The following is a 21,731-nucleotide window of genomic DNA, read 5'->3' on the forward strand; positions in this document are numbered from 1 at the left end:
CGTCTACGGCTGTGGCAATGATGTAAATAACACATCGTCTGCGGGTGCAGGGTTCATGTAACATCCCGAGGGATGTCACCGACCCATGCCGATGCGAGTGCCCTTCGCCCTGTGTCCGCCCGTTCTGCGCTCCTCGGTCTGCTCATGAGTGCCGAGGTGCCGACGTTGTCCGCCCGCGAGCTTGTCGCGGGTGGCCGTCTGGTCGGCTTCTCGGAGACGACGGTCCGGGTCGCGCTCTCCCGCATGGTCGCCGCCGATGATCTGGTCCGAACTGTGGACGGGAGATACCAGCTCTCCGAGAGGTTGAGCCACCGCCAGCGCCGTCAGGAGGCGGCGATCCACGTGCAGACCGGCGCCTGGGACGGTGACTGGGACATGGTCGTGGTGACCGCTACCGGCCGCTCCGCCGCCGACCGGGCGAGCCTCCGGGTGACGCTCTCCGAGCTCCGTCTGGCCGAGCTGCGTGAGGGTGTCTGGGTACGCCCGGCGAACCTCGCCCTCGAGTGGTCCGATGACCTCGCCGGTCTGTGCGAGCGGCTGACGATGCGGCCCACGACCGACCCCGCGGAACTTGCCGGCAGGCTGTGGGATCTGGCCGGCTGGGCTGACCGGGCGCGCGAGCTGCTGGCAGCCACCGAAACCGACGACCCCGTGCTGCGGTTCACCGCCTGCGCCACCTCCGTACGTCACCTGCTCGCGGATCCCCTCCTGCCCGAGGAACTGCTTCCCGCAGACTGGCCAGGTTCCGCGCTGCGGAAGGCGCACCTCGACTACAAGGACTGGCTGATCGAGACTCGCCAGGCGCTCACCGAGAGCCCGTCAGCCTGAGGGCCAGTGAGCGCTCGCGTGTGCGAGCGCGGGTTTCTCCAGGTCCGCGACCAGCTTCTCGAACAGCGCGACGGCGGCGGGGGCGCTCCAGTTCGGGGCGAGGACGTGGTGGGGCAGGCCCGGGTCACGGAAGGGGAGCTTGCGCCATTGGCCGACGACGCCGAGGTAGGTCGCGAAGGCGTCCTGACCCGCGGGGGCGGTGTCCTCGAGCCGGCCGGCGAGTGCGCTGTGGGCAGTGATGAAGTCGCGGTAGCTCTGGTCGATCGCGTCGAGGTCCCAGCTGCTGTAGAGCAGCTCGGTGAGGTCCTGGGGGCCGTGATAGCCGCCGACGAAGATCGCGGCGTGGGACTCGAGCCCGAGCTCGGTCACCGCTCGCTCGGCGGCGTCTCGCATCCGTGCGGGCGCGATCCACAGTGCCGTGCCGACGTTGCCGAAGCCAAGGTGGGAGAGGTGGGCGCGCAGCTGGTGGCGCTTGGCGCGCATCGACTCGGGTACCCCGAAGTGCACGATGCACCAGCCGTCGGCCAGGTCCGCGGGTTTGCGCGCGTGCCAGATCACCTCGTCGCCGGCGGCGAGCGTGGAGCGGGCAACGGACGTGAGCCCGTATCCGCGGGTGCCGTCGCGAGTCTCCGAGTCGAGCCAGCCGTTCCGTTTGAGGCGGTGTACGGCGGTGCGTACGGACGGCGCGTCGAGCCCGACCTGGGCGAGCAGGTCGATCGCGCCGGCGATCGGCATCCAGTCGCCGAGCGGTCGCACGACGGCGCCGAGGAACGTCACCACGGTGGTGCGCGATTGTCGGTTGACCTGTGCTGCCGGTGCAGACCCCGCCTTCGTCACCCGCGGCATTCTGCCGGATCCTCCGTCGGCTTCCCGCGTACCCACCGCACGTGGACCTGGTCGGTCTCACCGGCCCTGAGCAGCTGCAGCCGGGGCGGGATCTTGTCGCTGCGCGACGTCGGTGGCTTGCGCCGCCCGGCCGCCCACTGGACCGGCCATCGGGCCGCGGCGCCGTCGTAGTCCTGCTCGACAGCGGCGTGCAGCGTCCAGTTCGGGTCGAACAGGTGGGTGCGGCCGAGCGCACAGATGTCGGCGCGGCCGGCGAGCAGGATCGAGTTGACGTCGTCGAACGACGAGATGGCGCCCACGGCGATCACCTTCACCCCGGCCGGCTCGGCGACAAGGTGTCGGATCTTGTCGGCGAACGGGGTCTGGTACGAGCGCCCGAAGGCGGGTTTCTCCTCCTTGCTCACCTGGCCGGAGGAGACGTCGATCGCAGCCGCGCCGTGCTCGACGAACGCGCGGGCGATCTCGACGGCGTCGTCGTCGGTGTTGCCATCGGGCATCCAGTCGGTGGCCGAGATCCGTACCGTCACGGGGATCGGGGCCGGCACCGTGGCGCGTACCGCGTCGAAGACCTCCAGGGGGAAGCGGAGGCGGTTGGCCAGCGGTCCGCCGTACTCGTCGTCGCGATGGTTGGCGACGGGGGAGAGGAAGGAGCTGAGCAGGTAGCCGTGCGCGGCGTGGATCTCGACCAGGTCGAAGCCGGCGTCGACGGCGCGCCGAGCCGCGGAGACGAAGTCCGCGACCACCTTGTCCAGGTCGGCACGGCTCGCCTCCCGCGGGACGTGGCAACCCTCGCCGTAAGGGAGCGTGGAGGGGCCGATGACCTCCCAGTTGCCGTCATCGAGCGGCTCGTCCATGCCGTCCCACATCAGCTTGGTCGAGCCCTTGCGGCCCGAATGGCCCAGCTGCATGCCGATCTTGGCGGTGGAGTGGTTGTGCACGAAGTCGGTCACTCGGCGCCAGCGGTCGCGCTGCTCGTCGGTCCAGATGCCCGGGCAGCCGAGCGTGATCCGGCCCTCGGGAGACACGCAGGTCATCTCGTTCATCACCAGCCCGGCCCCGCCGAGCGCCTTGGAGCCGAGGTGGACCAGGTGGAACTCGTCGGGGACGCCGTCGGTCGCGGAGTACATGTCCATCGGGGAGAGCATGATCCGGTTCTTCAGCTCCAGCTCGCCGATCCGGACTGGCTGGAACATCGCCGGTGCCACCTCCTGAGCGCCTTGGTGGCGCGCGAACTCCGCGTCCATCAGGCGCGCGAAGTCGGCGTCGCGTTCCTCGAGGTTCGCAGATGTGATCCGGCGCGAGCGGGTCAGCAGGTTGAAGACGAACTGCGCGGGGTCCTGGTCGGCGTACATCTCGATGTTCTCGAACCACTCCAGGGAGGCCTGGGCCGCCCGCTGGGTCGACTCCACCACCGGCTTCCGCTCGGTCTGGTACGCCTCGAGCGCCTCGTCGAGGGAGGCGTGCTCATGCAGGCACGCCGCGAGGGCGAGGGCGTCCTCCATCGCCAGCTTGGTGCCCGAGCCGATCGAGAAGTGAGCGGTGTGGGCGGCATCGCCGAGGAGCACGACGTTGCCGTCGTACCAGCGTTCGTTGCGGACGGTCTGGAAGCTGATCCACCTGGAGTTGTTGGTCAGGATCGCGTGCCCGCGGAGCTCGTCGGCGAAGATCTCGGCGACCCGGCCGACGGCGTGCTCGTCGGAGGCGCCGGGGGCGAGGACCTGGTGCTCGGTGCTGTCCAGGCCGGCGCGGCGCCACACGTCCTCGTGCATCTCCACGATGAACGTGGAGCCGCTGTCGGAGAAGGGGTAGCCGTGGATCTGCATGGTGCCGAACTCGGTCTGCTTGACGAAGAACTGGAACGCCTCGAAGACCAGGTCGGTGCCGAACCAGATGTACTTGTTCCGGCGGCGGTCGAGGCTGGGCCCGAACCGGTCGGCGTACTTGGTCCGGACGGCCGAGTTGACGCCGTCCGCGGCCAGCACCAGGTCGTACGAAGCGCGCAGCTCGTCGGGGTCGGGAGCCGCGGTCCGGAAGTGGACGCCCACCCCCAGTTCGGCGACGCGTTCCTGCAGGATCTGCAGCAGGTCCTTGCGTGACATCGCGGCGAACCCCTGCCCGCCGACGGTGAAGGCGTGGCTCCGACCCTGCCGGTCGGTCATCGCGACATCGATGTCGGTCCAGCGCGCGAACAGCTCCTCCATCCGGTCGTGCACGACTTGGTCGGCGCCCTCGATGCTGCCGAGGGTCTCGTCGGAGAAGACGACGCCGAAGCCGAACGTGTCGTCGGGGGCGTTGCGCTCCCAGACGGTGATCTCGTGGCTCGGGTCGAGGGTCTTCATCAGGGTGGCGAAGTAGAGCCCGCCGGGACCACCTCCGACGATCGCGATCCTCATGTCCCGCTCTCCGAGGCGATCAGCTGCCGCAGCTTGAAGTGCTGCAGCTTGCCGCTGGTGTTGCGCGGCAGGGACGCGACGAAACGGACGTCGCGCGGGTACTTGTAGGGCGCCAGCCGGCCCTTGACGTACTGCTGGATCTCCTCGGCCTTCGCGGGGTCGCCGTCCACGCCCTCACGGAGCACGACGAAGGCGCAGACGACGGCACCGCGGTCAGGATCGGGTCCGCCGACCACGCCCGCCTCGACGACATCCGGGTGGGTGCCCAGCGCCTCCTCGACCTCGGGCCCGGCGATGTTGTAGCCCGAGGACACGATCATGTTGTCGGTGCGTGAGCGGTACCAGTAGTAACCGTCCTCGTCGCGGACGAAGGTGTCACCGGTGACGTTCCAGCCGTTCACGATGTAGCCGCGCTGGCGCGCGTCGTCCAGGTAGCGGCAGCCGACCGGGCCGATCACCGCGAGCCGTCCCTCGACGCCCGGTCCGACCTCGTTGCCCTCGGTGTCCAGGATGGTGGCGCGGTAGCCGGGCACCGGCTTGCCGGTCGCCCCGGGGCGGATGTCGTGGCCGGCCGCGGAGATGAAGATGTGCAGCATCTCGGTCGCGCCGATGCCGTCGATGACCCGCAGCTCCAGCTCGCGCTCGAGCTCCTCCCAGGTCGCCTGGGGCATGTGCTCGCCCGCGGTGACGGCGACCCGCAGCCCCTTGAGCTGCTCGATCGCGCCGGACTTGAGGATCTGCTTGTACGCCGTCGGCGCGGTCGCGAGCGCGGTGACGCCGTGGGTCGCGATCAGGTCTGCGAGCTGGACCGGCGAGGCGGCCTCGGTGAGCAGAGCACAGGCCCCGGCCCGCAGCGTGAAGACGACCAGCATGCCGAGTCCGAAGGTGAACGCGAACGGCGCCGTGCACGCCACGACGTCGCTCGGCTCCAGCCGCAGCGTCGCCCGGCCGAAGGTGTTGTCGATCGAGAGGATGTCGCGGTGGAAGTGGGTGGTGATCTTCGGGACGCCGGTCGTCCCCGAGGTCGGCCCGAACAGCGCGACGTCGTCGGCCGCGGTGTCGACCGCGGTGAAGTCGCCGGGCTTGGCCAGGATCCGGCGGGTCAGGTCGTCCTCGGCGTCCCCGCCGTAGGCGACCGCGGTCAGGTCGGGTGCGACGGTGTCCCGGACCGCGTGGACGTCCTCGACGAACCGATGGTCGACGAGCGCGACCGCGGGCCGGGTCTTCGCGACGATCGGCCCGAGCTCGGTCGCCCGGAGCGCAGCCATGGTTGTCACGACGATGCCCCCGGCCTTGAGTACGCCGAGCCAGGCCGCGACCGTCCACGGGTTGTTCGGGGAGCGCAGCAGCACCCGGTTGCCGCTGACGAGACCGAGGTCGTCGACCAGCACGTGGGCGATCTGGTTGGCGCGGGTGAGCAGCTCGCCGTAGGTCCACACCGTGCCGTCGGGGGTGCGTAGAGCGGGACGGTCCGGGCCGTGCGCCGCGACGGCCGCGTCGATCAGCTCGGTCGCGGCATTGAGGCGCTCGGGGTAGTCCAGGAGCGGCGTGGTGAACTCCAGTCTCGGCCACAGATCCGCGGGCGGCAGGTGGTCGCGGGCGAAGGTGTCGGCGTAGCCGGTCGGGCTGAGCGCGGTCATGACGCCGCTCCTGCGGCTCGGATCATGCCTTCTTGGACGACGGTCGCGACCAGCACGCCGTCGGTGGTGAAGAAGCGGCCCAGGCCGGTGCCGCGGCCGTCATCGACGGAGACGGCCTCCTGCGCGTAGAGCAGCCAGTCGTCCATCGCGACCGGGCGGTGGAACCACATCGCGTGGTCGAGGCTGGCGGTCACCAGACCCTCGTCGGCCCAGGCCAGGCCGAGCACCCGCAGAGCGGGCTCCAGGATCGTGTAGTCGCAGACGTAGGCGAGGGCCGCGGCGTCGCGCTGCTGGTCGGTCAGCCCCTCGACCGGGCGCAGGGTGTCGTACGGCTTGACCCAGATGGCCTGGTGCGGCGACCGCTCGCCCTCGACCGTCAGATAGACCGGACCCGGCACGTGTCGCATGTCGAAGCTGCGTCCGCCGGACCAGTACGCCTTGGAGGTCTCTGTCATGGTGCCGCCGGTGCGCTCGGCGAGGTAGGCCGCAGAGGTCGGCAACGTCTCGGGACCGGGGATGTTGGCCGGCCTCGTGGCTTGGAAGCTGCCGCTCGGCTCCCCGGCGGCGAAGCTCGCCATGCACACGTAGACGGGCTTGCCGTTCTGGAAGCCGCGCACCTGGCGGGTGCTGTAGCCGCGGCCGTCGCGCAGCACCTCGACCTCGTAGCGCACCTCGGCGCCGATGTCGACGGGCCGCATGAAGTAGGAGTGCATCGAGTGCATCGTCTTGCCGTCGGTCACGCTCCGGGACGCGGCGACGAGCGCCTGGGCCACCATGTCGCCGCCGTACGCCTTCGGCCACGGGCACGGCTGGGTGGTCGCGGTGAAGGCGAGGTCGAAGACCTCCGGCTCGCACTCCTTGAGGGTGACGGCGTCCGTGAATGTCTGGGAGCCGGCGGTCATGGCCGGTCAGCCCAGTCGCGTAGGTCGGCGTCGTCGACCTGGGGGAGGTTGACCACGATGTTGTCCGGGGTGCGGGTGGTCATCCAGGTCAGCGGGTGGTTGCGGTCGAGGTTGCACTCGACGTGCGGCAGGAACGGGGGTACGAACACCCAGTCGCCCTCGGACATGTCGAGGTAGTCCTCGAACTTCTCGCCGAAGTAGATCCGGGCCCGCCCCGACAGCACGTAGCCGCCGGTCTCGGCCTCGCCGTGGTGATGGGGGACGGAGCGATAGCCGGCGAGGTTGTGCACCTTGCCGAACCAGAGCTTGGTTGCGGGCGTGTGCTGGATGCTGACGCCGCTGATCCGGGTCGCGCCCTCGCTCTGCCCGGTCAGGTCGGGCTCGAAGCCGGCGCGGGTTACGACCGGGACGACGAGACCAGAGGTGTCGGAGGTGGGGTCCATGTGAGGTCCTGTCCGTTCGATTCAGGAGGTGTTTCATTTTCTGCACGAACGTTGTAGGCATGTCAATAGATGCCCTACGGTCGAATCATGAACACGGACCTCACGCCCGTACCGGTGAACCCCGCGGCCCTGCCCGCGCCGCGCGGCTACTCGCACGGCACGCTCAGCGGCAACACCCTCCATCTCGGCGGCCAGACGGCGCTGGACGAGAACATGCGGATCGTCCCCGGAGGCATCGTCGAGCAGTTCCGGCAGGCGTTCGGCAACGTACTGACCACGCTGCGGGAGGTGGGCGGTATCGCCGAGGATCTGGTGTCCATCACGATCTACCTGACCGACATCCCCGACTACCAGGCACACGGCAAGGAGATCGGCGCGGTCTGGCGCGAGCTGGCCGGCCCGGTCTACCCGGCGATGGCCGGGATCGGGACCACCGAGCTGTGGCAGCCGGAGGCGATGATCGAGATCCTCGGCGTCGCCGTCATCCCCGACGATCGGCTGGTACGCCCCGCCGGCTGAGCGAGCGGCGTGGTGTGAGGTTGTGAGACCTAGGAGCGCCGCATGTTTACGCCGCCGTGGTTGTAGGAGCGATCCGGCTCGCGAGTATTGACGGTCAAGAGGTCCGGCGCCTCCCGTTGCCCCGCTCGTGTCAGAGCCACCGACGGATGTGGCCCCTTCGTAGGACCCATTTCTCTTCGGTCGCAACGGCGCGATCCTGCTCTGGGCGACGGACTACTGAGCGGACGGATGGACCTCGATTCAACATCGACCGTAGACCCCACGGAGGTGCCATGTTTGCCACGGATAGTGCCGAGACGCCGACGTCGAGCACGAAGCGGCGCGTTGTCGCACACATCGATTTGGTCGTCCTGTCGTTCGTATGGACCGCGCACCTGATGAGTCCATACGCGCTCGCTAGCGCAAATGGGCAGGGCACCACGCCTTCCAGTCGCATCTCGGTGCCTGCGGCGGCGCCGCAGGCACCAGCGAGCTACTCCCTACCCGCGGTCGTCGGGGCTGGCGCGCCGCAGAGGCGTGTTGTGCAGGTTGCGTCGGCCGCTTCGGCAAGTGGAATCCCGAGCGCTGCGCTTGCCGCGTACCAGCGCGCTGAGACCGTCATCAACGCTGCCGACGAGACGTGCAACATCGACTGGCAGCTGCTTGGGGCCGTGGGCTACGTGGAGTCGGACCACGGCCGCTTCGGCGGCAGCACCCTGGGCGCCGACGGCGTCTCCCGTCCAAGCATCTATGGCATCCCTCTTGACGGTACGAATGACACCCAGGCGATCGAAGACACCGACGGCGGGCAGTACGACCGAGACAAGATCTGGGATCGTGCTGTCGGTCCGATGCAGTTCATCCCCACCACATGGTCGGCCGTCGGCGTGGACGCCGATGGCGACGGGCAGAGGAACCCGCAGAACATCAATGACGCTGTGCTGGCGGCAGCGGTGTACCTGTGCTCAGGGCCCTATGATCTCGGTAGCGAGGCTGGCCGCCACGAAGCGGTCCTCCGCTACAACCGGTCGCGGTCCTACGCCGACCAGGTGCTGCGGACTCGAGTGGCGTACCTGAAGGGTGACTACGCCGCCGTTCCCGACCAAACCGTGCCGGCGACCTCCATGTCCGGCTCCTATCGGCGGGCTGACGCTGCTGCCATCGGCGAGAATGGGGCGCCGAAAGCAGGGCGGTTCCCGCGGGGTGACGACGGCGCCACGGTTCGCCCGACCTCCGCTCCGGACCCGGATCGTGGTGGTCAGGCAAGCACGGAAGACGAGCCTGAGGCCAAGCCCGAGTCACCTGCTTCGGAGACTCCGTCTTCGCCGCCGAAGCAGGGACAGGACGAGGCCGAGGGGACTCTCGAGAAGGTCATCGAGCCACTTCCAGCCCCTGTCAGCGAACCTGTCGATCAAGTCTTGACGCTGACCCAGGCGATCACGCGATGCACGGCGAACGGCGTGAATCGGCTCGACCTGGTGGCCTGGAACCGCTGCGTCAACGACCTGGTCCGCTGAGCCCACCTCTGGTTGCGATGTACGCAACCAACCCGCCAGTGTGGGGAGCCGTCGGCTGACCGTGTCAGGCTCCGAACAGCAGGTAGAGGCCCATGTAGGTGTAGAGCACCATCGCGATGAGTAGCGGCAGCTGACCGGCGACCACGTGACGGCGTGGGAGGATCTCCAGGGCACGGTCGTGAGCTGCGATGACGCCCAAGACGTGCCCGGTCACGATGGAGACGACCTTGGTAGTGGCGAGGAAGGTCGCATGCTGGGAGAACCAGTAGTTGACCTCCCACTCCCCGGTCCCGAAGAGATTCGCCCCGGTTCCGATGGGGTCGCTGATCTGGATCAGAGTCTGTGAGCCGACCTGTACGAAGAAGCTCAGGTAGTGCGCCACCATGTAGCCGACGACGATCGGCACGATGGAGTGAGCGAGCTGACGCGGGATCTGCCAGCGATCGACGCTCTCATCGACCCCTGTTGCCATCGACGCCGCCATGAAGACGACTCCGACGACGGTGACCGCCGTCAGGAGCCCGGCCGTTCCCAACACGGCCGGATCGATGCCGCTGGACTGGACGAACCGGATCCAGGTCACGCTCTCGCGCCAGCTGTCGTATGCGGTGCTTGCGAGGAGGACGGCGACCGTGGCCACCAGTCCAGCTTCGCCCGGCACCCGGGCAAGGTGGCGTAGCGGACTGATCCAGACGAGGTCGCCTTCGTCGTTGCGTCCCCAGGGTGAGAGGTGGGCCAGCAGGGTGGAGTAGACCTCGAAAGGGTCGGCCCGTTCGAGCCATCGTTCGCCGAAGATCGCGCCGCCGAGCAACATCGCTGCCAGGTAGCACGCGAACCACGCGCGGACCGAGCCCAGGTAGGTCGCTTGGGGTGAGACGAGCTCGAGCCAGACGAAGGCGAACAGACCGATCGCGGCGGGCCAGTACCCCAGGTTGGCCGGATATCGGCGTACGCCTTCGCCAGGTGGTCGCCCCGCGACCTTCGCGAGGATCAAGTGGAGGGTGCGGGCCGGGCTGACGGCACGGTAGAAGCGGCCGAACAGCAGCGAAGCCGGGACGATGCCGACCCAGAGCCAGACATAGACCACGCCAAAGGTGGGGTTGTTCAGCAGGTCCGGCCCGAACAGCGCGGGCCAGAGCATGAAGCAGAAGAACGCCATCCCGAGTGTGCGGATGCTCATGGTCCAGCCGCGACTGTCCAGGAACGCGGCGAGCCCGGCGGGGACGGCTCGCTCGCCGCCGGCGGTCGAGAACCGCGGCGTACGCCAGGCCAGGAGCAGCACGACGAAGGACAGCGCGAGTGCGGCGGTGCCGCCCGCGATCGCGTAGGAGGCGGGGATGGGCAGGTCGGCGCCCCCGCCCAAGCCATGCATGGGCAGGATCAGGGGAAACAAAGTCAGTGCACCTCGATGAGGGCGACGACGGCGCTCGTGTCGTGGTCCTCGACCTCGACGGTGCCAGGAGTGTTCACGACGATCTCGCTGTCCGTGGTCCCCTCGGCGAACGGGACGAACTGTTCAGGGGCAGAGTGGATGTGTAGTTCGCCGGCCCGATCGGAGTCGATCTCCACGAGGAGCTTCTCTCCGGTGCCGAGATGGATCTCCTCCGCATTGGGTGACACTTCCTCTCCGTCGATGGTGATCGTGAGCAGCGGACCGAGATCGGTCGACTCGGAGCTGGGGCTGACCGGAGCTGCCGGCGAAGAGGCAGCCGAGGGGGTCACGGAGGACGTCGCGTCGGTCGGCTCGGCCGGTGGGGCGGTGTTCTCGGCGCTTCCGCACGCGGCGGGCGCGAGGACGAGTGTGAAGGTCGCAGCGATGGTGATGCTGAATCGCCCGAGAGGGTGGCGGCGGTGCATAGACATGGGTATCTCTCGTGTGAGTCGCGGGTTTTAACCGGGGAGGCCCGAACCGGGTAGCGCTGCGAGCGCCACGACGGTGGCCGAGGCTGACACCGCGGCTACCTCCTGCAGCCGCCGGCGAGCGGGCTTGTCGCGCCGGCCGTCGCTCTCGTCGGGCTTGGATCTGCGGCGCCGCTCCCGGTACAGGAGTGCCACCCCCGTGCCGAAGGTCACCACCGCCAGCGCGCCGTACGTTGCCAGCTGCCAGCCGTCGGTCGTGGTCGCCGCGAGCAGCAGCACCGCACCGCCCACCGGCATGATCCGGGCAAGTAGCCGCTTGGCGGGCGCCGCCGGTCCATCGGCTCGACGCAGGACCGTCCACTGCATCACCGCGGCACCGACGCCGACCGCAGCCGCGAGTAGAAGCACGGTGTCCGCGGCCACGGTGAGCGGCGCCGGTCCCGCCGGTGCGTGCGGGCGGGCGAAGACCCAGGTGGCCGCCAACGCCGAGGCGGCACCGAGCACCGTCGCCGCGGCCGTCAAGCGCTCGACCGAGGTCCGGGCGGGCTCGCTCCGCAGGAGCAGCCAGAAGCCGAGTGTGAGTGGCAGCAGGACGAGCAGCCTGGCCAAGAGCGCCGCCCCGATGTCCGACTTGACCGTCCCGGCGAGGAGCGCCGGGTCGAACGCGTCACCGAGCGAGGTCCGGGCGGCGTAACCCCCGAACGAGAGCAGTGACACGAGGGTCGCCAGCACCATGGCCGCCCACGTGTACCGGAGCAGACGGCGCGATCCCGGGCGGCGGGCGCCCTCAGGCCAGACGACCCCGAGCACGAACACGGTCCCGACACCCAGCACCAGGGCGGCTGTCGCGAGGATTCCCGCCACCGTGTACACCGTGACGACCACCGGGTCGCGGTCGACGACTAGCCCCGGGACCGCGGTGAGCCTCGCCGCGGAGAACACTGAGAAGTTCGACGACCCGACCATCGGTTCGAGGGTGCTGGACGGCACCGACCAGACGACCGAGTAGATCCCCTCGTAGCGGGTCTTCGGCATCGGCACGGCAATCGTGTCGTCGGCCCCTGGCGGGTTGTACGGCCGGGTCGACACGATGCGCTCGCCTGCGGGATCCGTCATCTGGACCATCGCGAGCTCCGCGGGGACAGGCCGGTCGAACGTGATCCGGACCTCGTCGGGGGACTTGACCGTCTCGCCGTCCGTCGGGCTCAACGAGACCAGCACCGGGTCACCGGATGGCGACGGCAGCACCGTGAGCAACACTCCCCAGCAGACTGCAACCAACACAATCAGCCCGATCACGCGCCGACGGAACCCGGGGCGGGGTGGGGTCGTGACAGCCTGTGGGCGAATCTCCTGCGCCGTCATCGGCCAGCCTCCTGCATGGTTGGGAACTCTTGGGGAAATGTCGGTCCGGCACGGTCCGGGGCTGGGCTGCGCTGCCCAGCCCCGGACCTTCGGTGGTGTCAGATGGTGATCAGCAGGCCGACTTGTCGATCGGGTTGATCTGCTCGCAGGTCAGATCCTTTCGCCAGGCCTTCGGGATCTCCTGTGACCAGCCGTTGTAGACGAGCGGGAGGGCCAGGACGCCCTGTCCACCCACACCTGGGTGAGCGACGAGCTCGTCGTCCATCTTGGTGTCCGACGTCGGCCCCAGCGGCAGCTGGCCGGCGATGGTGGCATCCGAGATGTCACCATCGTTGTTCGGGTCGACGTCGATGACCTGCATGGCGTTGGAGAACTTGTTGGAGACGTAGGCGTAGTAGCCGCCACCCTCCTTGGCGCCGAAGTTGGCGCCGTGGCAACCGGGGTTGCATGGCAGATCCTTGATCAACTTGTGTGTCTTCGGGTCGATCACGTTGACCGTCGCGGACAGGGTGTTCACCGCCAGCAGCGCCTTACCGTCCGGGCTCACCGGGAGCTGGATGGTCAGTCCGCCCCATGGCTTGCCCGCCTCGGGACCGGTCTGCGAGTCGTAGTTCTGCCACAGGTCGATCGTGGAGTTCTTGGCCACACCGCCGTCGGGGGTCGCACACGCGTCCTCCTTCAGCGACACGCACGAGACGCTCATGCCCAGGAAGTTGGACAGGTACGCCTTCTTCGAGTCCGGCGTCATCGACGTGGCGATCGGGAACGCCCCGACGGGCTCGTGCCTGACGGTCCCCGAGTCCATGTCGGCGATGACGGCCTCCTCAGTCATCGTGTTCGGCGCGACGACGGTCTTGCCGTCGTGGCTGGTCCAGTGCGCGTGCGGGTGCGGGGTCATGCCGCTGTCCGGGTCGGCGTGGATGCGCTTGATGATCTTCGTGGCGCCCGGTGCCGCCTCGACGATGTCCGTCCCGGCGTTGACGCCGATCGTGAGGTTGTCGTTGCCCGGACGGGTCATCACGTGCGCCGGGTTGGGCCCGACCTCGAGGCTCCGTACGAACTTGCCGGTCTCCCGGTCGAACACATCGGTCTCGTTGTCGAACCACTCGTTCCCGTACACGTACTTGTAGTTCTTGTCCGACCACATGTTGTGGATGTTGTTCATGTTGATCTCGGGGGCTGCGATCTTCCGATCGATCGTCCAGTCCTCGGCGTTGATCTTCGTGATGGAGCCGTGCTTCTCCTTCCCTGCGAAGTCCTCCATCTGGGTGGCCATCCAGACCTCACCCACACCAGGGGTGGTCGGCTTCTTCAACGCCGGCAGCTTCCTCGGGTACCCGAACTTCTGGTCGAAGTACGCGTCCAGGTTCGGGATCAGCACCGGCTTGCCGTCTGCGTCGTACTGAAGGATCGGGGCGGGCGGCTGGACCGGGTTCCAGGACACCTCCTTGGTGCTGCTGTGCTGCTGCCAGTTCTTCGGGTTGGTGGCCGTGAAGAAGGTGTTCACCAGCCGCTGGATGATGTCGGCGTTCGACGGGACGGCCTCGGGCTTGCCATTGACCACCAGCTTCTCGCCGAAGTCGAGACCCAACGTGAGCGGGTCGTCGACCACGACAGCGCCGAGCATGTAGGGCGCGACCGAGTCGGTGAAGGCGTACAGCCCCGGCTCGGTGAGCTGGATCGTCTTCTCGCCGAAGAAGGCGCCTTTGGAGTCCATGTACGGGAACTCGTCCGCCCCCTCCGGGGCGATCAGCCCGATCGGGTTGCGGATTCCCTGGGACTTGGCCGGGTCCACGTTGAACGTGACGGTGACCGGAGGCCCCTCGACCGCGAACTCCTGGAGGGAGTCCAGGACACCCATCAGGTCCACGCCGACCGGCAGCGAGTCCAAGTCGACCGGCTGGTCCGCCGGCATATCGGCGACGGTCGCCTCGAGCTGGCCGATCAGATCCTCGGCCTCGGCGGCCTTGGAAGCCGCCTCCGGCGTGGACTTCGCGATGCCCTGCACGGTGGCCAGGGTCGAGTCGAGGGCCAGCGGGTCGGTCGCGGCACTCGCCCCGCCGGTGGTGCCGAGCCCGCCGAGGAGGTTCTCCACCAACGACGCGTCAGTCGGCAGCAGCGGGCCACCGATAGAGGGCAGTCCGCCAGCAGGTACGCCGACCCGGGGGAGTACGCCGACCGCGAGGGACTTGCTGCCGAAGAGGTTCAGACCGGAGTCGAACCATCCTCCGTTCTCGTCGGTCAGGTCGAAGGTGATGGGGAGCGGGCCCACCCCGACCGGCTGCTGGCCTGCCGCCGGCATCGTGGTCAGACCCGCCGCTGTGATCGCCGAGGCCGCCACCACGGCCACTGCGCCGAGCCGTCGCCGTCGCTTCCTGGGCCCCAAGAAGCCTTGGGGAGCTGATTCAGACATAAGAATGCCTCTCCGTTTCGCGCATTGATTTCGAGCTCCAAGGGACAAGTTTGGGGATTCCGAGGAGTGCAATCCACTTAATCCCGCGCTCATTAAGGGCCCAGAACCCTGGCTGAAATCTAATCGTTAATGGGACCTCACAACCTCACGAGGGAATTAGAAACGGGCGGCTTTTTTTCTCGATAATACCCCGGGCGGTTTCGCCTCGATAATACCCCCGGGTGCTTATTCGAGACCTCTAATGCGCGCCTGGAAACAGCCACCGAAAAGGCAAAATTGGGCACTGGCGGGCTCTTTTACTGTCGCGTTACGTGACAGCGACGAATCAGACATACCTGGTCGGCCTACTGGCTATCGGGGCCCAAATGGCGTTTCTGCGAAGCCCTGAAACATCCAAAACAAACCTCTGAAACATCCAAAACCAATTGGGTATAACGAGGGAAACGTAAAGAAGGAGGGGCCATGCCCAGTCTTACCTACGTCGTACCGATGGAGTTGGCATGACCACGATCCCCACCGAACCCTCACAGCCCCGGGCCGGTGTCGGCACACCCGATCGAAAGCGTTCCAGCGCCCTGCTGTGGCTGCTCGCTCGACGCGTGCACTTCATGGCAGGCCTTCTGGTCGCGCCGTTCCTCGCGGTGTTGGCGTTGACCGGCCTGGCCTATGCCTTCACTCCCCAGATCAACGATGTGCTGTACGGCGACAAGCTGTACGTGGAGGCGCAGACAGGAAGCCCGCGACCGCTGTCGGAGCAGGTCGAGGCCGCCCTCGCCGTCCATCCGGACGCACACGTCACCACGGTCATTCCGGCGGAGGACCCCGACCGGACCGCCCAGGTCGTGCTCGCGGGCATCGAAGGCCTGAAACAGACCGGGAGCCACTTCTCCTCGGAGTCGCTGACCGTGTACGTCGATCCGTACACCGGTGGCGTCAACGGTGAACTGGTCACCGTGGACAACCGGCCACCCGCGCAGGTGTGGCTGCGCGAGTTGCACGGCAACCTGCACCTGGGCGACCTCGGTCGGCTCTATTCCGAGTTCGTTGCCAGCTGGCTGCCCTTCATCGTGCTCGGTGGCCTGGTGCTGTGGCTCAGCAAGCGCGCCCGTGGCCGATCCCTGCGGACAGTGCTGGTTCCGTCCTTCACCGCGAAGGGACGTGCACGCAATCGGTCCTGGCACGGGGTCCTGGGCCTCTGGCTGGCGGTCGGGCTGCTCGGCATCAGCATCACCGGCCTGACCTGGTCGAACTATGCCGGTGGCCGCGTCGACGCGGCGATCACCGCCCTGAACGGCAAGACCCCCCTGCTTTCCGCGCCGGAGGTGACGGCCGTGGACAGTGTTGAGCCGATCAGTTTCGACCGTGCTGTCGAGGTGGCCAGGTCGGAAGGCCTGCAGGGTGAACTCACCCTCGTCCCGCCGCATGCCGCCGGAGGGCCTTTCACCGTTGAGGAGTCGTCCGACGGGCTGCCGATCCGCAAGACCTCCGTCGTCATCGATCCCTATACCGAGCAGGTCACTGCCCGCCAGGGCTGGGAGGACTACCCCCTGATGGCCAAGCTCACCAGCGTCGGTATCGATGCCCACAGTGGTACCCTGTTCGGTCTGGCCAACCAGCTCGCGCTGGCCCTGCTGGCCTTGGGATCGCTCGCGCTCCTGGGCCTGGGGTATCGGATGTGGTGGCGGCGCCGGCCCACCCGGCCCGGGCGTTCCTCCCCGGCGCCGGTGTGGCGCAATCTGTCGGTGCCGATGCTGGTCGTGGTGCTTCTCGCGGCGGGTGCCCTGGGCTGGGCGATGCCGGTCTTCGGCGTCACCCTCGTCGCATTCGTCGTCCTCGACGGCACCGTGAACACACTGCGACGGCGCCGTGCCCGCGTGAGCGCTGCCTGAGGCCCATGGGCAGCAGAGGCGCCGCCGAAGGCCGTCAAGGCCTCGGCGGCGCGTCACCCTGCTCTTGGCAAGAGGTCGTCACATATCAGAGGGGACGCCCGAGCGCCGTGGCCAGCGAGACCGCGACGGCCATCACGGCGAGCTCGAGCCCGGCCCACACGATGAGTGGTGTGGGCTGCTGGCGCGCCACGCGGTCGACCACGGCAGTACGGATGTACGCCCCCGAGCAGCCGAGCAGGAACATGCAGGCGAGCTTGCCCATCACCAGCCAGCCGGCACCGGTCTGTGTCAATGCGTCCAATGCCTCTCCGAGGGACGGCGTCACGTCGCCGGTCAGCCGGGGCGCGGCCAACAACAGGCCGCTGACCGCCACCAGCGCGAAACTCGCCTCGGCGACCCGCGAGAACCGGGGAAGAACGACGGCCAGCGCCTGCCGGTCGGCGCTGATGATCAGAGAGGTGATTGCCAGTCCGCCCACCCAGAGCGACGCTCCGGCCACGTGGAGGGCGCTGGCCGTCATCAGCAGCAACGGCGGCTCAGCCTGCGAGGCGTGCCCGCTCATCGACACGGCCACCAGGCCCGACAGCGCGATCAGCAAGCCCACGTCCGGTGGCAGCGACGGCCGCCGCAAGCGGGCAGCCGAATAGGCGGTCAACGCTCCCGCCGACCCGGCGCTGATCAGCAGTGCGACACCTAGGCTGACGCTTCCGCCGTAGCCGAGCACGCCGCCGACCGGCAGCCGTAGCTGGCGGAGAGAGATCTCCGCCGCGTTGAACCAGAGACCCAGCAGCGCCGCGACCGCCCACACTGCTGCAGCCCACACCGCCGCCGCTGAAGTACGTCGGGCCAGGGCAGGGGCACGGTCGCGACCAGCCTCACCCAGTAGCACCAGCACCAGCACGGAGCCCACAGCTCCGATCGCGCACACGTTGGCGATCCAGCGGAGCAGCGGGATCCCGGTGCGCACCACCACCGACGGCTCCGGAATGCCGACGACTGGCTGGGGCAGCGTGACCAGGATCCCGAAGGCAAGCACGACGAGGCTCGCGCCGACAAGCGCAGAAACCTGCAGGAGCCAGGTACGTTCGTTCATGTCGCATCCGTTCGGCGTGCGGTCTGGCGACCGACAGCCCCGACGCACACCGCGATCGCGGCCAGCATCGCGATCCACAGCCACGTGGGCATCGCTGCCAAACCACGCGGCCGATCTACGTCGAACGCCGTCATCGCGGTGGAAGCGGACGCGGTGGCTGCGGACGCGGTGGAAACGGTGGAAGCGGTGGAAGCGGTGGACGCCGACCGCCGGATGTTGATCGGCACTGACCCGGTGATCGGGTGACCGTCCGCTCCGAGCACCCGGTAGTGGATCTGGTAGCGGCCCGTAGGCCCGACCTCACTCATCGAGGCGGTCAGGGTGTTCCCGTTGATACGAGCACGACCACACGCCCAGTGGCTGCTCTGTGGTCCGGTCACCACTATTCCGTTAGCGCCGGGGAACGCTTGGATCGGCTGGTCGAAGGTGAGCACCACCTCCGACGGGCCGCCGGCGAGCACGGCGCCGGCACTCGGAAGGCTCTTGACCAAGTGGGCGTGCGCGGACGCTGGCGCCGCTGCGAATAGTATGGGAATCAAGAACGAGAGCGCGAAGATCGTCGCTGCGAACGCCGTGGCGAGGCGCTGCGATCCGCGTGTTGAAGCATTCGACATTGCTTCCACCTAAGCGAGGTTTCGAGAGTTATCGAACTAGGGGTGGTCCGGCTCGTGGTTCTTCCCGCCGTCCGTGTCGGTGCCGACGCGGGAGCGGCTGCGATCACCGTGGTCGCCGGTGGCGACGACGAATGGGATGGGGTGGCGGCAGTGCTGCGGGCGATAACCTTCTGCATGGCGAGTACCCATTTTGTGTTCGCGAACGTGCACGACGATGTGCATTGGTTGGTTCCGAAAGTTGGCACTTATAGTTGAACTCAGACCGGTTGCGGAGCAGTTACGCATGCGCATGTCGCCGGTAACAAAGAAAAGTGCTGAGTGAAGTGCTCTTAACGCTGGTGTTCAGGGAATTGGGGTGGCTGCAACACCCCCGTAACGCCTTGTTGTCGTTCACCCTTTTCCGCCGTCGGCGCGAGTGCAATTTGAAGTGATAATGCCCATACGGGCTGGGGTATCGACTTATCGAAGGAAGACTTTTTGCCAATGCGCCTCGGGCGGTGGAGGATCCTCTGACGCCCTTGGCAAGGCGGAAGTGGGTAACCTTTACGCGTACTTCTTCAGAATTGTTCGGGCGTGCCAGGTCGAGGCGGCACTCCTCGTCATCGCCCTGCTCCTGGCTGGCTTCCTGGTCAACAGGTCACCCACGGCGCCGCGGCGGAAGGCGACCCGCCGTCCGGCGCTCAGCTCAGGACGACCGTGCGGCGAGGGGGTTCGGGGCGTCTGTGGCCTCGATGGGGCGCCGCGACCAGTAGCTCGCCAGGGTCGAGCCGGACACGTTGTGCCAGACCGAGAAGATCGCGGCAGGCAGCGCCGCGGCCGGTGAGAAGTGGACGGTGGCGAGCGCGGCGGCCAGCCCCGAGTTCTGCATGCCCACCTCGATGCTGATGGCGCGGCGGCTCGAGATCGGCATGCCGCAGACTCGCCCGACCGCGTACCCCAGGCTCAGGCCGGCGATGTTGTGCAGGACCACGGCGAGCACGACCAGGAGGCCGACCGAGAGCAGGGTGTCGGCGCTTCCGGCCACGACGGCGAGCACGACCCCGGTGATGCCGGCGACCGAGATCAGCGGAAGCACATCGATGACCTTCTCGATGAGACGCGGCAGCAGCAGCCGGAGCACCAGTCCGAGGAGGACCGGGACGAGCACGATCTCCACGATCGAGACGAACAGATCGCTGGCGGAGACGGGCAGGTCCTCGCCGATCAGGAAGAGGACCAGAAGCGGCGTCAGCAGGGGCGCGAGCAGCGTCGACACGGAGGTCATCGCCACCGACAGCGCGGTGTCGCCACGGGCCAGGAACACCATGACGTTGGAGGCGGTGCCGCCGGGTGCGCAGCCGACCAGGATCATGCCCGCGGTGAGCACCGCGGAGAGGCCGAGCGCGTTCGCGATGCCCCAGCCGAGCAGGGGCATCACGGTGAACTGGGTGGCGACACCCAGCAGCAGAGCCCACGGCCGCCGGCCGATGATCGCGAAGTCGGCGGGCCTGAGGGTCATGCCCATCCCGAGCATGATGATCTGGAGCAGCAACGGCACCTGGGCCGCCCACCCGTCGAAGGTGCTGGGGGTTGCCAGTGCGATGGCGCCGGCGATCAGGACGATCAGGGCGAACCAACGCCCCACGAAGGCGCTGACCTGTCGGACTGTGTTCATGACTCTTCCTTCCGAGACGATGGGTACGGAGTCGACCGGATGACCCGCCCGCCGCGAGATCCTCGCAAAAGGCGCGCGGCGGGCGGGGTGGGGGACCGGTTCAGGAGAGCCAGTCGAGCTCGCCGTCCACGTACTGGTCACCGAACCGGACGTTGTCGAAGCGCAGGTCCTCGACGTTCTCCAGGACCATCGGCGTCTCGACCTTCTCGACCGTGACGTCACGCAGGGTGACATCGCTCAGGGGTGCGTCGGCAGGCCCGTGGATGTCGAGGCCGGTCTTGGCGGAGGCGACGGTGATGTCGGAGAAGACGATGTCGCGGTAGACCGGCGGGTAGTTGCCGCCGAGCTCGCCGGGGTAGTCGAGCTGGAACCAGATGAAGGTCTCGAAGTTACCGATCTCCATGTTGCTCACCCGGATGTGCTCGACCGTGCCGCCGCGGTCGAGATTGCCCTTGAACCGGATCGCCGAGGCACCGTCGCGCAGCACGTTGTCGGTGAAGTAGACGCCCTTGATGCCACCGGACATCTCGCTGCCCAGGGCGATGCCGTCCTCGCCGCCCATGTCGTTGCGTCGGATCACGACGTTCTCACTGGGGCGGGCGATGGTGCGTCCGTCGAGGTCACGTCCGGACTTCACGACCACGGAGTCGTCGCCGGTCCGGAAGCGGTTCTCCTCGATCAGCACGTTGGTGCTCGAGTCGACGTCGATGCCGTCGTTGTTGGCCCGGTGGCTGTCGACGTCGAGTCCGCGCACGGTCGCCTGGTCGGTGTAGACGAGGTGGTTGATCCAGAACGGTGAGTTGGTGACCCGGTAGTCCTCCAGCAGCACCCGCTCGGCGTGGAAGAACTGGATGGCGCTGGGCCGCAGGAACGTACCCTTCCCGAAGACGCGCTCCTCGACGGGTACGCCGTCGAAGCCCATCTGGCGCAGCCGCAGCTGGTCGGGCTTCTCGTCGACCTTCCAGGCGTGGAACTCCGAGTCCTCGTTGCCGTCGATCGTGCCCGACCCGGTGATGGCGACGTCGTGCACGTTGTTGGCGTAGATCAGCGGCGAGTAGCCGTCCAGCTCGGTGCCCTCCCAGCGCGTACGCACCACGGGCAGGTAGTCGTCCGTATCGGTCCCGAACAGCAGCGTGGCCCCGTCGGAGACGTGGAGATCGATGTTGCTCGCCAGGTGCACCGGACCCTCGGAGAGCCAGGTGCCCTCAGGGAGTACGACCCGGCCGCCGCCGTCGGCCGACGCCTTCTCGATCGCGGCCCTGATCGCCGGCAGAGCGTCTGTCGTGCCGTCTCCGACAGCACCGAAGTTGGTGATCTCGTAGTCGCGATCGGGGATCGAGGGCTCCTCGATGCGGTCGACGATCTTCGCGATCGCGGCAGCATCCGGGCCGCGTACGGCCCGGTCCGTCTTCTGGTCTGCGACGGCCGGTGTGGTCGCGGTCAGCGAGCCGACCAGACCGAGGGCGAGCAGGAGGGGTGTCGCGCGCTTTCGAATGTGACGCATGCATGCTCCTCGAGAGCTCCGACGGCGGCCCAGGGCCGCCGCGAGGGGGACGGTGACACTTGTCACACTAGTGACCAACTTGTCATACGTCTATGCCCTCGCGGGGGTGGAGCATGGAAGAAGCCAGGTCCCGGCTGGCTGCCGGAACCTGGCTTCCTTGCGTGGGTTCTGGGTGGGTCAGGCCTTCTTGGTCGCCCAGAAGATCTCGGCGATCTCGTCGATCTTGGCGAGGAGCTTGTCGGCGACCTCGAGGTCGAGGGTGCCCTTGGTGC

At 67.9% G+C, this 21,731-nt stretch carries 18 protein-coding genes; 5 read left to right on the top strand and 13 right to left on the bottom strand.

All coding sequences use genetic code 11. The features are described from left to right. The first annotated feature begins 111 nt into the window (after positions 1 to 111). The gene (locus ABZU72_RS21715) at positions 112 to 828 is read left to right on the top strand and encodes a PaaX family transcriptional regulator C-terminal domain-containing protein (protein ID WP_355020880.1); all 717 of its coding nucleotides are present in this window, start codon (positions 112 to 114) and stop codon (positions 826 to 828) included. Here the strand turns inward: ABZU72_RS21715 and ABZU72_RS21720 are convergent. The 5 genes from ABZU72_RS21720 to ABZU72_RS21740 are packed head-to-tail and all read right to left on the bottom strand — an operon-like array spanning position 820 to position 7,052. After that, positions 820 to 1,665, bottom strand: coding sequence for a PaaX family transcriptional regulator C-terminal domain-containing protein (locus ABZU72_RS21720; protein WP_355020881.1), 846 nt, complete (start codon positions 1,663 to 1,665; stop codon positions 820 to 822). The two genes, ABZU72_RS21715 and ABZU72_RS21720, sit on opposite strands and share 9 nt — an antisense overlap. Further along, complete coding sequence (locus ABZU72_RS21725; protein ID WP_355020882.1) at positions 1,662 to 4,067, bottom strand: bifunctional salicylyl-CoA 5-hydroxylase/oxidoreductase; 2,406 nt, start codon at positions 4,065 to 4,067, stop codon at positions 1,662 to 1,664. The genes ABZU72_RS21720 and ABZU72_RS21725 overlap by 4 nt, the downstream gene beginning before the upstream one ends. Then, positions 4,064 to 5,707, bottom strand: coding sequence for an AMP-binding protein (locus ABZU72_RS21730; protein WP_355020883.1), 1,644 nt, complete (start codon positions 5,705 to 5,707; stop codon positions 4,064 to 4,066). The genes ABZU72_RS21725 and ABZU72_RS21730 overlap by 4 nt, the downstream gene beginning before the upstream one ends. After that, the gene (locus ABZU72_RS21735; protein ID WP_355020884.1) at positions 5,704 to 6,609 is read right to left on the bottom strand and encodes an acyl-CoA thioesterase domain-containing protein; all 906 of its coding nucleotides are present in this window, start codon (positions 6,607 to 6,609) and stop codon (positions 5,704 to 5,706) included. Before ABZU72_RS21735 ends, ABZU72_RS21730 begins: the two co-directional genes overlap by 4 nt. Beyond that, entirely contained in the window at positions 6,606 to 7,052 is a 447-nt protein-coding gene (locus ABZU72_RS21740) for a cupin domain-containing protein (RefSeq protein WP_355020885.1), read from the bottom strand. Before ABZU72_RS21740 ends, ABZU72_RS21735 begins: the two co-directional genes overlap by 4 nt. Before the next feature lie 87 nt (positions 7,053 to 7,139). Here ABZU72_RS21740 and ABZU72_RS21745 point away from each other — a divergent pair, with 87 nt between their 5' ends. Both ABZU72_RS21745 and ABZU72_RS21750 read left to right on the top strand, forming a co-directional pair. After that, on the top strand, positions 7,140 to 7,571 hold the full coding sequence (locus tag ABZU72_RS21745) for a RidA family protein (RefSeq protein WP_355020886.1): 432 nt from the start codon (positions 7,140 to 7,142) through the stop codon (positions 7,569 to 7,571). Between the two features lie 272 nt (positions 7,572 to 7,843). Beyond that, positions 7,844 to 9,067: a lytic murein transglycosylase gene (locus tag ABZU72_RS21750; protein WP_355020887.1), complete on the top strand. Its 1,224-nt coding sequence runs from the start codon at positions 7,844 to 7,846 to the stop codon at positions 9,065 to 9,067. Between the two features lie 64 nt (positions 9,068 to 9,131). Here ABZU72_RS21750 and ABZU72_RS21755 read toward each other — a convergent pair whose 3' ends face one another. From ABZU72_RS21755 to ABZU72_RS21770, 4 genes are all read right to left on the bottom strand, one after another. Continuing rightward, a complete protein-coding gene (locus tag ABZU72_RS21755) occupies positions 9,132 to 10,439 on the bottom strand; it encodes a hypothetical protein (protein ID WP_355020888.1) in 1,308 nt (435 codons plus the stop codon). A 23-nt stretch (positions 10,440 to 10,462) separates the two neighbouring features. Beyond that, on the bottom strand, positions 10,463 to 10,930 hold the full coding sequence (locus ABZU72_RS21760) for a hypothetical protein (protein ID WP_355020889.1): 468 nt from the start codon (positions 10,928 to 10,930) through the stop codon (positions 10,463 to 10,465). A gap of 27 nt (positions 10,931 to 10,957) precedes the next feature. Then, positions 10,958 to 12,187: a copper resistance protein CopC gene (locus ABZU72_RS21765; RefSeq protein WP_355020890.1), complete on the bottom strand. Its 1,230-nt coding sequence runs from the start codon at positions 12,185 to 12,187 to the stop codon at positions 10,958 to 10,960. A 214-nt stretch (positions 12,188 to 12,401) separates the two neighbouring features. Then, a complete protein-coding gene (locus ABZU72_RS21770) occupies positions 12,402 to 14,705 on the bottom strand; it encodes a copper oxidase (protein WP_355020891.1) in 2,304 nt (767 codons plus the stop codon). Between the two features lie 500 nt (positions 14,706 to 15,205). Between ABZU72_RS21770 and ABZU72_RS21775 the strand changes: the two genes are divergently transcribed. Continuing rightward, a complete protein-coding gene (locus ABZU72_RS21775; protein WP_355020892.1) occupies positions 15,206 to 16,594 on the top strand; it encodes a PepSY domain-containing protein in 1,389 nt (462 codons plus the stop codon). An 85-nt stretch (positions 16,595 to 16,679) separates the two neighbouring features. On the opposite strand, the gene ABZU72_RS21780 is transcribed toward ABZU72_RS21775, so the two are convergent. Further along, positions 16,680 to 17,687, bottom strand: a complete 1,008-nt coding sequence (locus ABZU72_RS21780) for a CopD family protein (RefSeq protein WP_355020893.1) — start codon at positions 17,685 to 17,687, stop codon at positions 16,680 to 16,682. Further along, positions 17,684 to 18,301 (bottom strand): copper resistance CopC family protein, encoded by a 618-nt coding sequence (locus tag ABZU72_RS21785; RefSeq protein ID WP_355020894.1) that lies wholly within the window; start codon positions 18,299 to 18,301, stop codon positions 17,684 to 17,686. The genes ABZU72_RS21780 and ABZU72_RS21785 overlap by 4 nt, the downstream gene beginning before the upstream one ends. 42 nt (positions 18,302 to 18,343) lie before the next feature. Between ABZU72_RS21785 and ABZU72_RS21790 the strand changes: the two genes are divergently transcribed. Continuing rightward, complete coding sequence (locus tag ABZU72_RS21790; RefSeq protein ID WP_355020895.1) at positions 18,344 to 18,556, top strand: hypothetical protein; 213 nt, start codon at positions 18,344 to 18,346, stop codon at positions 18,554 to 18,556. 430 nt (positions 18,557 to 18,986) lie between these two features. On the opposite strand, the gene ABZU72_RS21795 is transcribed toward ABZU72_RS21790, so the two are convergent. Together ABZU72_RS21795 and ABZU72_RS21800 are read right to left on the bottom strand one after the other, a co-directional pair. Then, positions 18,987 to 19,955: a bile acid:sodium symporter family protein gene (locus tag ABZU72_RS21795; RefSeq protein WP_355020896.1), complete on the bottom strand. Its 969-nt coding sequence runs from the start codon at positions 19,953 to 19,955 to the stop codon at positions 18,987 to 18,989. 100 nt (positions 19,956 to 20,055) lie between these two features. Then, positions 20,056 to 21,459: a glycoside hydrolase family 28 protein gene (locus ABZU72_RS21800; protein ID WP_355020897.1), complete on the bottom strand. Its 1,404-nt coding sequence runs from the start codon at positions 21,457 to 21,459 to the stop codon at positions 20,056 to 20,058. Positions 21,460 to 21,731 lie beyond the last annotated feature (272 nt).

It is taken from the genome of Nocardioides sp. NPDC004968 (assembly GCF_040608935.1).
GTDB lineage: Bacteria > Actinomycetota > Actinomycetes > Propionibacteriales > Nocardioidaceae > Nocardioides.

Coding starts and splice junctions, on each gene's coding strand:
- ABZU72_RS21725 (WP_355020882.1), bottom strand. CDS start 4,067: ATGAGGATCGCGATCGTCGGAGGTGGTCCCGGCGGGCTCTACTTCGCC.
- ABZU72_RS21730 (WP_355020883.1), bottom strand. CDS start 5,707: ATGACCGCGCTCAGCCCGACCGGCTACGCCGACACCTTCGCCCGCGAC.
- ABZU72_RS21735 (WP_355020884.1), bottom strand. CDS start 6,609: ATGACCGCCGGCTCCCAGACATTCACGGACGCCGTCACCCTCAAGGAG.
- ABZU72_RS21740 (WP_355020885.1), bottom strand. CDS start 7,052: ATGGACCCCACCTCCGACACCTCTGGTCTCGTCGTCCCGGTCGTAACC.
- ABZU72_RS21745 (WP_355020886.1), top strand. CDS start 7,140: ATGAACACGGACCTCACGCCCGTACCGGTGAACCCCGCGGCCCTGCCC.
- ABZU72_RS21750 (WP_355020887.1), top strand. CDS start 7,844: ATGTTTGCCACGGATAGTGCCGAGACGCCGACGTCGAGCACGAAGCGG.
- ABZU72_RS21755 (WP_355020888.1), bottom strand. CDS start 10,439: ATGCATGGCTTGGGCGGGGGCGCCGACCTGCCCATCCCCGCCTCCTAC.
- ABZU72_RS21760 (WP_355020889.1), bottom strand. CDS start 10,930: ATGTCTATGCACCGCCGCCACCCTCTCGGGCGATTCAGCATCACCATC.
- ABZU72_RS21770 (WP_355020891.1), bottom strand. CDS start 14,705: ATGTCTGAATCAGCTCCCCAAGGCTTCTTGGGGCCCAGGAAGCGACGG.
- ABZU72_RS21775 (WP_355020892.1), top strand. CDS start 15,206: ATGACCACGATCCCCACCGAACCCTCACAGCCCCGGGCCGGTGTCGGC.
- ABZU72_RS21780 (WP_355020893.1), bottom strand. CDS start 17,687: ATGAACGAACGTACCTGGCTCCTGCAGGTTTCTGCGCTTGTCGGCGCG.
- ABZU72_RS21785 (WP_355020894.1), bottom strand. CDS start 18,301: ATGTCGAATGCTTCAACACGCGGATCGCAGCGCCTCGCCACGGCGTTC.
- ABZU72_RS21795 (WP_355020896.1), bottom strand. CDS start 19,955: ATGAACACAGTCCGACAGGTCAGCGCCTTCGTGGGGCGTTGGTTCGCC.
- ABZU72_RS21800 (WP_355020897.1), bottom strand. CDS start 21,459: ATGCGTCACATTCGAAAGCGCGCGACACCCCTCCTGCTCGCCCTCGGT.